The organism is Micromonospora sp. C41 (genome assembly GCF_018070485.1).
In the GTDB taxonomy this organism is placed as follows: Bacteria; Actinomycetota; Actinomycetes; order Mycobacteriales; family Micromonosporaceae; genus Micromonospora; species Micromonospora chalcea.
The window spans coordinates 56621-68594 of sequence record NZ_JAGPXP010000031.1 but is presented as its reverse complement, the minus strand read 5'-3'; the positions used below and the strand labels follow the sequence as shown (position 1 = coordinate 68594).

The following is an 11974-nucleotide window of genomic DNA, read 5'->3' as shown; positions in this document are numbered from 1 at the left end:
GGGGGGGGGGCCCCCCCCCGCCCACGAAGGAGGGGTCACCTCACCCCTGCGGGAAGTAGGTGCCGTAGTCGGCGTACGCCATGGCGATGTCCGCCTGCGCCCAGAACCGGTGGTAGTTGAAGACCGGCTCGGGACCGCCGTCCAGGTACGCCTGCACCTTCGGCCAGTCCGGGTCGTTCTTGTAGAACGAGCGGATGTCCAGGAAGCTCTTGCCCGGGGCGATCACGTCACCGTTGGGCATCTTCCCGGTCCAGCCGTTGGGGATGTAGAGGCCCTGGCCGTCGGCGGCGTTGTAGACGTCGTCGAAGCGCTTGTAGTCGCCGCGCTTCTCCGGCGTCGAGACGCCCTTGCTGTCGGCGGCCGCCGAGAGCGCGTCCAGCAGGCCCTTGGCGGTGTCCTTCGCCGCGGTGTTGCCGGACTTCGCCGCGTACGCGATGAGCGTGCGGGCGTAGGCGCCGGCGACGCCGACGTCCTGGCCCTTGACCGTCACCTCGACGTGCAGGTTGGTGTTCGGCTGCGGGCTGCTGGGGTTCCAGTTGGCCGGCTGGCCGGTCCACTTCATGTCCGACGGGATCGACCAGTCGGTGCCCAGCGTGGTGTTGGCGATCGCCCACGGCACCCACTTGTCCAGCAGCGCCTTGGCCTTCGCGTTGCCGGTCTCCAGGTACAGCTCGGCGATGCGCTGCATCGACCAGGCCTGCATGCCGAACCACTGGTTCGACGGCGGGTCGTTGTAGACCGGGTCGACGTCGTAGAACATGCCGTAGAAGGTGGCGGTGCCGGCCGGCGGCTGGGCGTAGCTGCCGTCCCAGCTGTTGGTGGCGCCACCGGCGATGCCGCCCTCGGCCGACTGGAGCCAGGTGTAGAACTCCAGCTGCCGGTCGAGGCTCTTCTGCCAGTCGGAGGCCGCGGTCGGCGACTTCGGCTTCAGCTCCGCGACGTTGGTCATCACCCAGGCCGCGAACGGGTTCTGGTAGCCGAAGTGGCTGTGGCTGGACCCGATCCGCCACGACCAGTTCTGCGAGGCGTCGTACGCGCCGCCCCAGGCGTAGTACCAGGAGAGCAGGTAGTGCGCCGAGTCACGGCCGCTGGCGGCCGGGCAGGTGCTCGCGCCGACGCAGTTGCCGATCTTCTTGAAGTACTTGTCGAACAGCGCGTAGCGCAGGTAGTCGCCCATCTTGGCGGCCTTGGCCACGGTGGCCGCCACGTCGCCCGCCTTGCCCTGCGCCTTGGCCCAGGTCAGCGCCCAGTAGGCGGCCTGGACGGCACGCGCGTCGGCGTCCGGGGCGTTCGTGTACTTCCACTGCTTGGCCGGGGCGTTGGACTCCTTGACGAACAGGTCCAGGTAGCCGTTCGGGCCGCCGTGCTTGAACGTGTCGCAGGACGGCTGCGGCACGGTCTCCCACACCGACTCCTGGGTGCCCCGCTGGAAGGTGTTGATGTACGCGGGCCGGGTGGTGCCGTCGCCGCAGCGGCCGTAGCCGTACGTGTTGTCCACGTCGAGCAGCCAGTGCATGCCGTAGATGTCACCGGTGCCGTAGGTGGACTGCAGCTCCGAGCGCAGCGGGTCCTGGCCGACCGGGACGTTGGCGTCCAGCGTCGACGGGTACTGGCTGGGCAGGTTGTGCTCGGCGGCGTACTGCGGGGTGCCGGGCGAGCCGGCCGTGGCCTGGTCGGCGTGCGACGGGATGATGTACTTTTCCATCACCGTCCAGGCGTTGTTGAACGGGGCCCAGTTCTGGGTGACCCGGCCGTACTGCGCCTCCAGCCAGAGCCAGAAGCTGAACGCCTCCGAGGTGGTCTCGTGGCCGTGGTCGGGCGCCTCGACGATCAGCGTCTCGATCGAGTGGTACGGCACGCCCTCGGGGCTGAAGTACCCCGAGTTCTTGATCTTGCCGTACTGGTCGAGGAACTTCTTGATGTAGGCGTTGTCGCCGCCGGGGCTGTCGTTGTCCGCCTCGGTGGCCACGACGGAGACCGGCGCGTAGCCGGTGGCCGACGCGGTGATCGTGGCGGTGCCGCCGACCGTGTCGGCGTCCTCCGCGGCGGAGACCGTGGCGGTGACGCCGGTGCTCCAGTTGCTCGAGGTGAGCGTCAGCGTGGTCGGCGACACGGTGATGTCGCTGTCACCGGTGACGGCGAGGGTCACCGGCACGTTGGCGCTGGGCGCCGCGCTGAGCGTGTACCGGACCGTGGCGCTGCCGCCCTCGCTGACGGTGACCGCGGACGGAGTGGCGACCAGCTTCGGCCCGGTGGCCGCGGTCACTGTGAACGACTTCTCCGAGACCGCCGAGGCGCCGGCGTTGTCGTACGCCTTGGCCTGCACCGTGTAGCTGCCGGCCGGCAGGTCGAGCAGGTCGTAGCCGTACGGCGCGGTGGTGTCGGTGTTGACCAGCAGGCCGTTGCGGTAGAACTCGACCTTGCTGATGGTGCCGTCGGGGTCGCTGGCGGTCGCGGTCAGCGGGACGTCCGCCGGCGCCTCGAACGGGCCGGACGGCACGCTCAGCGAGACCGTCGGCGGCTGGTTGGTCTGCGCGCCGTTGCACGCCACCCCGTTGAGGGTGAACGCGGTGGGCTTCGGGTTGCTGCCGCTGAAGCTGCCGTTGAAGCCGATGCTGGTGGACGCGCCGGTGGGCAGGCTGCCGTTCCACGACTCGTTCGTGGCGGTCACCTCGCTGCCGGACTGGCTCCACCGGGCCGACCAGCCCTGGACCACGCGCTGGCTGCTGTTCGGGAAGGTGAACTTCAGCGACCAGTTGTTGAGCGCGTCGCCCAGGTTCTTGATGGTCACGTTGGCGGTGAAGCCGTTGTTCCAGTCGCTCGACGCATACGTCACGTCGCAGGCGGGCGCGGCCTGGGCGGCGCCCGCGGGCAGGGCCACCCCGCCTATGACGAGGGCGGCGGCGGCGAGCATCGCCGTACGGCGACGTCTGGCCAGAAGTCTCATGTGGGCGGTGTCTCCTCGGACCGGGCCGGGACCTCGGGGTCCCGGCGGGGCGCCTCCACGCGTCGACGGGGCGTACGCGGGGGGACGGAGGCGTCCGGAAAGGTGGTCGTCCCGGCCGTGCCGGGGATCGGGGCGCCGCACCGGTTGTCACCGGGTGCCCTCGGCGGCCCGCGCTCGCGTCACTGGCTCCGCGTGGCGTGACGAGAGTGTGACATGGAAGCGCTCCCACCACAACGGCCAGCGCAGATACGCGCTTCCATGTTTCGATCTCGTTTAGGGGCTTTTCCAAACCCGTGACGGGCGTTACAGTCGCAGCATCGCCGATGGGAGCGCTTCCATCGACGGTGATACAAGTACTGGATCGCCGGGTACGCCCGTGCCCGGCGCGTCGGCCCAGAGGCCGGCGGCGGACCAGCCCGGACGCCGCCACCGGCCGCCACCCGCCAAACGGAGGGAGGTGGAACCAGAGCCACTCGCGTGGCCCGGCTCCCGCGCGACGCGCACGACGGACGCCAATTCCACTTCGTGCGTGTGTGCACCATCGGTGGGGACGGGGGTTGCCCTCCCCCGTCCCCACACTAAACCCCCGTTGTCGACGGCAAAAGAGGCCGACGGGACAGGCGTGACACGCCACCCGGACGGCCTTTCTCGCTATCCACCCCACCCCTCGCCGCTCACGCCGCCCCGAGCGGCGTTCCCGAGCGACGCCCCCGCCCACCCACTTTCCGGCCGCCCGCCGGCCGCGCCGCACCCGCCGCGACCGCCGGATCAGGGCCGGCCGCTCCCTGGCTATGATGGGAGCGCTCCCGGCCCAGGGCGGCCCGTCACTCCGAGGAGAAACCTCATGTCGTTACTCACCCGACGGCGCCTGCTCCGCCGCGCCGCCCTGTCCGCGACCGCGGCCGGCGCGGCCCGGACCGGGCTCGCCGGCGCCACCGCGACGGCGACCGCCGCGTCGACAGTCGCGCTCGGCGGCTGCGACAGCCCGCCCGAGCGCGCCACCGACCCGGAGCAGGACCGCGGACTGCGCTTCCCGGACGGCTTCGGCTGGGGCGCGGCGACCTCGGCGTACCAGATCGAGGGGGCCGCCAAGGAGGACGGGCGGGGTGAGTCCGTCTGGGACACCTTCAGCCACACGCCGGGGCGCATCCGCAACGGCGACACCGGCGACGTCGCCGCCGACCACTACCACAGGTACGCGCAGGACCTCGACCTGATGCGCGACCTGGGACTGCGCAGCTACCGGTTCTCCATCTCCTGGCCCCGCATCCAGGCCGACGGCTCCGGCCGCCCCAACCAGCGCGGCCTCGACTTCTACCGCCGCCTGGTGGACGGGCTGCACGAGCGTGACATCGCGCCGATGGCCACGCTGTTCCACTGGGATCTACCCCAGGCCCTCCAGGACGCCGGCGGCTGGGAGAACCGGGACACCGCCGAGCGCTTCGCCGAGTACGCCGACGCGGTGTTCCACGCCCTCGGCGACCAGGTGCCGGTCTGGCTGACCGTCAACGAGCCGAAGACCGTGGTGCAGAACGGCTACATCTTCGGCCACCACGCCCCGGGCTTCCGGGACGAGGACGCGGCGTACCTGGTCGCCCACCACCTCCAGCTCGCCCACGGCCTCGCCGTGCGGGCGCTGCGCGCCTCCGGCCTCACCGGCCGGATCGGCCCCGCCCTCAACCTGCACCCCTGCTACCCCGCCGACGACAGCGCCGAGGCGGCCGCCGCGACCAAGCTCCACGACGGCTACGAGAACCGCCTCTACCTCGACTCGATCTTCAAGGGCGCGTACCCGCAGGACGTGCTGGACGACCGCGGCCCGGACAGCCGGCTGGTCCGCGGCGTCCGCGACGGCGACCTGAAGATCATCTCCAGCCCGGTCGACCTGCTCGCCGTGCAGTACTACACGCCGATCTACGTCACCGGCGACGGCAGCACGGTCCGCAAGTGGCCCACCTCCGAGGCGGAGTGGCAGCAGATCTACCCCGAGGGCATGTACGACATCCTCACCCGGGTCACCCGGGACTACGGCCGGGTGCCGATCACCATCACCGAGAACGGCCTGCCCTGCCCCGACGTGCCCGGCGCGGACGGCAACGTCGACGACGCCGGGCGGGTCAGCTTCCTGCGCGACCACTTCGCCGCCGCCCACCGGGCCATCGGCGACGGGGTACCGCTGGAGAGCTACCACGTCTGGTCGCTGCTGGACAACTTCGAGTGGGCCGAGGGGTACGAGCAGCGCTGGGGCCTGGTCTACGTGGACTACGCGAGCCAGCGGCGGGTGCTCAAGCGCAGCGCCCACTGGTACCGCGACGTGATCCGCCGCAACGGGCTGTAGGCGGTGGCGGCCCGGCCGGCTGCGCGCCGGCCGGGCCCCCGCATCGGCGGATCAGCGCGGCAGCGCCTGCTGCAGCTCGGCGCGCAGCGCCGGGGTGAGCATCTCGCCGGCCTGCTTGGCCAGCCGCGCCATCTCGTAGCCGACCACGCCGATGTCGGCGTCCGCCCCGGCCAGCGTGGCCAGGATCGAGCCGTCCCGGATCTGCATCACCAGGAAATAGCCGCGCCCCATCTCGACCACTGTCTGCTTGACGACGTCGCCGTCGAACATCTGGGCCGCGCCCGCGGTGATGCTCATCAGGCCGGAGGTCACCGCGGCGAGCTTGTCCGCGTGGTCCCGGGGCAGATGCGCCGAGATCGCCACCAGGAGCCCGTCGGAGGACACCACCACCGCGTGCGCCACCCCGGGAACGCGCTCCGCGAACGCGTTCACCAGCCAGCTCAGGTCGCGTGCCTCCTGGCTCAACGTCGTCACTGTCGTCGTCCTCCTTCGTCGCGCGGCAGGTACATCTCGGTGGTCTCCTCGGCCTCGGCGCGCCGCACCCCGCTGTAGAGGCGCGACAGCATGCCGCCGACCGCCTCCGGGTCCGGCTCGTGCCGCATCACCGGGCGGTCGGCCACGGAGGCCGGGGCGAGCTGGGCCATCGGCACCCGTACCGGAAGTCCCCGCTCGTTGGTCCCTCCGGTCACCGGCGTCGGCGCCGGGGCGGGCGTCACACCCAGCGGCGACGCCGTCGGCCCCTGCCGGCTGAACCAGCCACCGCCGGCGGGTCCGGCGACAGCCGGGGTCAGGACGTCCTCGGCCCGGGCCGGCCGGGGGCGCGGCACGGCGCCGGCCGGCGCGGCGGGCGCCGGCGATCCGGACGTCGGCGCCTCCGGCCCGTCCCCGAGCGGACGGCCGGTCAGCGGCGACAGCGGCAGCGCCGCCGGCTGACCGGGCGCCGGACGCCATCCCGCCACCGGCAGCTCGGCCGTCGGCGCCGCGAGCGCCCCGGACGCCGCGACCGGACCGGTGGGCGTGCGGACGCTCCGGTCCACCCCCGGTACGGGCCGACCCGCCGGCACCGGCCGGCCCGCCTCCGGCGCGGGCGCCTCGGCCAGCAGCTCGACCGGGATCCGCACCAGGGCGACCAGGCCCGCGCCGCCGGCCTGCAACCGCACCCGTACGCCGTTGCGGGCGCCGAGGTGGCTGACCACGAACAGACCCATCCGCTCCGAGGCCGACACGTCGGCGGCCGGCGGCTCGGCCAGCACCGCGTTCGCCTCGGCCAGCGCCGCCGGGCTCATGCCCAGCCCTTCGTCGACGACCCGCACCAGCGCGCCCCGGCCGTCCGGCTCGACGACGACCCGCACCGTGGTCTCCGGGCGGGAGAAGGAGGTGGCGTTCTCCAGCAGCTCCGCGAACAGGTGCACCAGGTCGCCCACCGCGTGCCCGACGACGTGCAGGTCCGTCCGGTTCTCGTGGCGTACCCGCTGGTACTGCTCGATCTCCGCGCTCGCGGCCAGCAGCACCGCGCCCAGACCCACCGGGCGGTTCCAGCGCCGGGTCGACTCGCTGCCGGCGAGCACCAGCAGGCTCTCGTCGTTGCGGCGCATGCGGGCGGCGAGGTGGTCGAGCTTGAACAGATTCTCCAGCTGGTCCGGATCGCTCTCCTCGCGTTCGAGGTCGTCGAGCAGCTCCAGCTGACGCTCGACGAGCACCTGGCTGCGCCGGGCCAGGTTGACGAACATGGCGTTGACGTTGCGCCGCATCATCGCCTGCTCGACCGCCACGTCGACGGCGCTGCGGTGCACCGCGACGAACGCCTCGGCCAGCTCGCCGATCTCGTCCTGCGAGTCGATCACCGCGGGCGGCACGTCGATCGCGCCGACCGGACGGTCCACAGTGCGCAGCCGTTCCAGCGTCAGCGGCAGATCCACCTGCGCGATCCGCAGCGCCTGGCCGCGCAGCTGCCGCATGCCGCGGGCCACCGACCGGCCGACCAGCAGCGAGATCGCCACCGCCACCAGCAGCACTGTGGCGATGCCACCGGCCACCAGCAGCGTGTCGCGCAGCTGCCGGGCGCTGGCGTCGTCGGCCCGGCGTACCGCGTCGTCGACGACCCCGCTCTCCATCTGGCGCAGCAACTCCTGCCGCTGCTCACTGGCCGACCACCACTGCTCCGCGTCGAGCAGCGCCGGCTTCGCGTCGCCGCCGCCGGGCAGGGTCCGCTCCTCCATCCGGGTGGCCGCGACGAAGGCCGGGTCGACCGAGGTCTGGTCGTAGCGGCGGATCTGGTCGGCGGTCGCCGCGACCCGGAACGCGCCGAGCGCGGTGAGCTGCTGGGCCCGCAGGTCGCTGAGCGTCACCTGGTCGTCGGCCTCGTACCGGCCGGAGCGGGCGGCGGCGTAGAGCTCCGCGCGGATCCGCGAGGACAACTCCTTGACCCGGGACAGCTGCACGTAGCGCAGCACCGCCTCGGTCAGCTCCTGCCGCCCGCCGCCGGGCGACGGCTCGGCCAGCAGGTTCAGCAGCGCCGCGACGGACCGGTGGTAGTTGCTGAGGACGGTGTCGCTGGACAGCACCGCCGGCGCCACCGCGGCGCGGATGTTGACGACCTGGTCGTACGCCTCCAGCGCCTCCGAGTAGGACACCCGCCAGGCCGCGTCGGCGTCGGCCAGCGGCGCGGCCGCGGTACGCAGGTCCGCCACCGCGCGGTCGGTGGCCGCCTGCAGTGGCTTCAGGGCGGCGACCGCGGCGTCCCGGTCGGCGCCGGTGCCGGCGCGGCGCAGCCCCGCCAGCTCCCCGGCGGTACGGTCCCGCTCGTGCTGGAGCCGGTCGACGGCCACGGCGATCTGCCGGCCGATGCCCACCTGCTCGGCGAAGGCGCTCAGCGTGGTGGTCTGCCCGACCAGCCCGCGCGTCTGGATGCCGGCCAGGACGAGGAACGCCAGCGACGGGATCACCAGCACGGTGGCGAGCTTGGTGCCCATCCGCCAGTCCCGCAGCCGGAACCCGGAGCGCCGCCGGTGCGGCTGCGGGACCGCGCCACGAGCCGGGTCGGGACCTGCGCCCACACCTGCCTCCTCGTTCCACTCCACCACGTCGGGGAGCGGAGTCCATCCAACCAGGCCGGCGGTCCGTGTCAACGGCCGCCCGGACGGCACGAGCAGGCCGGTCAGCGCTTCGGGCGGACCGTCACGCGTGCGAGGCGGTTTCGTCCGTCCGGCCGATGCCGCCGATGTGCGCCGCCTCGGGCAGACGTCCCAGCGCCACGAGCGCCGCGCCGGCCGCCCCGATCTCCGGGTTGCGCTGCCACCGCACCTCGCGCGGGGCGAGCGTGTCGGCGAACGCCGCGCGCCACCACGGCGAGGCGGTCAGCGCCCCGCCGCCGAGGACCACCTCCATCGGCTCGCCGACGCCACCCTCCAGCAGGACCAGGTCGTCGACGACGAGCCGGCACAGGCCACCCATCAGCCCGGCGAGGACGTCCACGGCGGTGGTGCCGAAGCTGAGCCCACGCAGCTCGCCCGAGCCCGCCGGGGCCGTGCCCGGCGGCCGGTCACCGCCCAGCCGCGGGTTGGCCCGCACCGAGCCGGTGGTCCGGCGCAGCGCCGCCTCGAGCGCCGCGCCCTCGGGCAGCCGCAGCTCCCGGTTGGCCCAGGCGAACAGGTTGCCGCCACTGGAGTACGCCGCGCCGGTCACCACGTGGTTGTGGTCCACCCGGTACCGCCAGAGCTGCTCCGGCAGCGGCGGCGGCTCCGCGCCCGCCGGCACGGCCTGCATCATCCGGACCGCGGCGGAGGTGCCGACGGTCACCGCCGCGCGCGTCGGGTCGACGCAGCCCGACCCGACGTTGGCGGCCGCCCCGTCGCCGACCGGCGCCGCCCACCGCGCCCCGGCCAGCTGCGGCCAGCGCCGCGCGTGCTCCGCGTTCAGCCGGCCGTGCCAGCCGTCCGGGGCCAGCCGCAGCAACTGCTCCGGGCGTACGCCGGCCAGCTCGCACGCCTCCGGGTCCCAGTCCAGGCGGCGCAGGTCGAGCAGCCCGGTGCCGGAAGCCATCGACATGGACATCGGCACGTCGCCGAGCAGCGCGCCGAGCACGTACTCGGCCAGCCCGGTGAAGCGTGCGTTCCGCGCGCCGTGCTCCCGCAGCCAGGGCAGCCGCACCGACCAGAAGCAGCGGTGCCACCACGTGCCGGTACGCCTGTGGAAGTCCGCCGGGTCGGCCGGGCCGACCGCGCCGGCGAGCGCCTCCGGCCGGGTGTCCAGCCAGGTCAGCACCGGTCCCGACGGGGTGCCGTCGGCGGCCAGCGGCAGCACCGAGTGCCACTGCGCGGAGGTGGCCACCAGGTCCACGTCCCGCAGGTGCCCGCCGGCGGCCAGCTCGTCCAGGCACTCCGTCAGGCACGCCAGGTAGGCCGGGCCGTCCAGCGTCCCGGTGCCGTCGTCCCCGGTGACCAGATGCACCCGGCGACGGGCCAGCGCGCCCGGACGCGGCACCGCGTCCGCGTCGAGCACCAGCCCACGCACCGAGGAGGTGCCCAGATCGAGAGCGAGGATGTCCATCGCCGATCAACCTACCCGGCGCGACCGGCTTACCGGAGGCGGGCTGATCGCGTACAGTGACGGTCATGCCCGCGCACCTGTCCTGCTGGTGGCCCGCCGACCCGGCGGCCCACCCCCGCGCGTAGCTTCCCCACGCGGCCGCCCGACGAGGCGGCCGCCGGTCTTCCCCGGCATCCCGGGTCGCCCACGTCGGCGGTCACCGGCCCACCGAGGAGACCCGATGACCCGCCCGTCCGACCCGCTCGCCGCCGTCGCGGCCGGCCACGACCCCGGCCCGTTCGCGCTCGTCCGCCGCGAGGGCGCCGACCACGTCGACCTGTTCACCGGCCCGGTACGCACCGCCGACCGGCTCGCCGACCTGCCGCTGCCCGACGACGGCGCCGGCCCGCGCACGCTGGCAGTGGTGCCGTTCCGGCAGGTCACCGAGCGTGGCTTCGAGTGCGTGGACGACGGCATGCCGCTGGAGTTCCTGACCGTCGAGGCGCACCGGCGGATACCACTGGCCGAGCTGCTCGGCGCGCTGCCCGACGCCGCCGTACGCACCACCGACGCCGGCTTCGACATCGCCGACGACGAGTACGCGGCGGTGGTGGACCGGGTGCTCGCCGACGAGATCGGCCGGGGTGAGGGCGCGAACTTCGTCATCCACCGCACCATGCGCGCCACGGTGCAGGGCGACCCACTGGCCGCGGCCCTGGCCGCGCTGCGCCGGCTGCTGCTGCGCGAGCGGGGCGCGTACTGGACGTTCCTGGTGCACACCGGCGCCCGGATCCTGGTCGGCGCCAGCCCGGAGCGGCACGTCAGCGTCGCCGACGGCCTGGTCGAGATGAACCCGATCAGCGGCACGTTCCGGCACCGGGGCGAGACCGTCGACCGGGCTGAGCTGCTGCGCTTCCTGCACGATCCGAAGGAGGTGGAGGAGCTGTACATGGTGCTGGACGAGGAGCTGAAGATGATGGCAGTGGTCGCCGAGCACGGCGGCCAGGTGGTCGGGCCGTACCTGAAGGAGATGGCGCACCTGGCGCACACCGAGTACCTGCTGGCCGGGCGCTGCTCCCGGGACGTGCGGGAGGTGCTGCGGGAGACCATGTTCGCCCCGACCGTGACCGGCAGCCCGATGGAGAACGCCTGCCGGGTCATCGCCCGGCACGAGCGCGCCGGCCGGCGCTACTACGCCGGGGTGCTCGCACTGCTCGGACGCGACGAGCAGGGCCGGCAGACGCTGGACGCGCCGATCCTGATCCGGACCGCCGAGATCTCGCCCGAGGGCGCGCTGCGGGTGCCGGTCGGCGCCACGCTGGTGCGGCACTCGACGACCGCCGGGGAGGTCGCCGAGACGCACGCGAAGGCGGCGGGCGTGCTGGCCGCGCTCGGTCTCGGCCCGGACGCGCCGGGCACCGGCGCCGAGCCGGCCGTCAGGTACGCCGACGACCCGGAGGTGCAGGCCGCGCTGGCCGCCCGCAACGCGCCGCTGGCCCGGTTCTGGCTGGAGCAGCGCCGGGCGGGCGCGCTGGCGCTGCGCGGGCTCGCCGGTCGGCGGGCGCTGATCGTCGACGGCGAGGACACGTTCACCGGCATGCTCGCCCACCAGCTCGGCGCGCTGGGGCTGGCGGTGACCCGGCGGGACTGGCCGGACCCGGGGCCGCTCGACGGGTACGACCTGGTGGTGGTCGGCCCCGGGCCGGGCGACCCGCGGGACCCGGACGCGCCGAAGATGGTGGCGCTGCGGGCGCTGCTGGCCGAGCTGCTCGCCTCCGGTCGGCCGGCGCTCGCGGTGTGCCTGGGCCACCAGCTGCTCGCCGGGCTGCTGGGTCTGCCGCTGCACCGGCGGGACGCGCCGTACCAGGGGTTGCCGCGCGACGTGCCGGTGTTCGGGGTGACCCGCCGGGTCGGCTTCTACGCCAGCTTCACCGCCCGCGCCGACGCCGACCGGATGACCGGCCCGTACGGCCCGGTGGAGCTGTCCCGCGACCCGGCCGACGGCGCGGTGCACGCGCTGCGCGGGGCGGGTTTCGCCGGGGTGCAGTTCCACCCGGAGTCGGTGCTGAGCCAGGACGGCACCTCGGTCCTGGCGGATCTGCTCGGACATCTGCTCGACCGGCCCGCGCTGAGCGCGCATGGAGCGGCCGATCGCGGGTAGG

The 11974-nt window shown here is 73.9% G+C and carries 6 protein-coding genes; 2 read left to right on the top strand and 4 right to left on the bottom strand.

The features are described from left to right. Nucleotides 1-40: 40 nt before the first annotated feature. Nucleotides 41-2938 (bottom strand): glycoside hydrolase family 48 protein, encoded by a 2898-nt coding sequence (locus tag KBX43_RS26055; RefSeq protein ID WP_210887606.1) that lies wholly within the window; start codon nt 2936-2938, stop codon nt 41-43. Between the two features lie 853 nt (nt 2939-3791). Here KBX43_RS26055 and KBX43_RS26050 point away from each other — a divergent pair. Further along, nucleotides 3792-5285 carry a GH1 family beta-glucosidase gene (locus KBX43_RS26050; protein ID WP_064445397.1) on the top strand — a complete coding sequence of 498 codons (1494 nt, stop codon included), beginning with the start codon at nt 3792-3794 and terminating at the stop codon, nt 5283-5285. Between the two features lie 51 nt (nt 5286-5336). On the opposite strand, the gene KBX43_RS26045 is transcribed toward KBX43_RS26050, so the two are convergent. Genes KBX43_RS26045 through KBX43_RS26035 form a run of 3 tightly spaced genes read right to left on the bottom strand, consistent with a single transcriptional unit; the run spans nt 5337 to nt 9833 of the window. Continuing rightward, nucleotides 5337-5750, bottom strand: coding sequence for a roadblock/LC7 domain-containing protein (locus KBX43_RS26045; protein WP_196806755.1), 414 nt, complete (start codon nt 5748-5750; stop codon nt 5337-5339). A gap of 5 nt (nt 5751-5755) precedes the next feature. After that, nucleotides 5756-8431, bottom strand: coding sequence for a nitrate- and nitrite sensing domain-containing protein (locus tag KBX43_RS26040; RefSeq protein ID WP_210887595.1), 2676 nt, complete (start codon nt 8429-8431; stop codon nt 5756-5758). Nucleotides 8432-8462: 31 nt separating this feature from the next. Next, complete coding sequence (locus KBX43_RS26035) at nt 8463-9833, bottom strand: FGGY family carbohydrate kinase (protein ID WP_210887592.1); 1371 nt, start codon at nt 9831-9833, stop codon at nt 8463-8465. Between the two features lie 220 nt (nt 9834-10053). Between KBX43_RS26035 and KBX43_RS26030 the strand changes: the two genes are divergently transcribed. Further along, complete coding sequence (locus tag KBX43_RS26030; protein WP_210887589.1) at nt 10054-11973, top strand: chorismate-binding protein; 1920 nt, start codon at nt 10054-10056, stop codon at nt 11971-11973. Nucleotide 11974 lies beyond the last annotated feature (1 nt).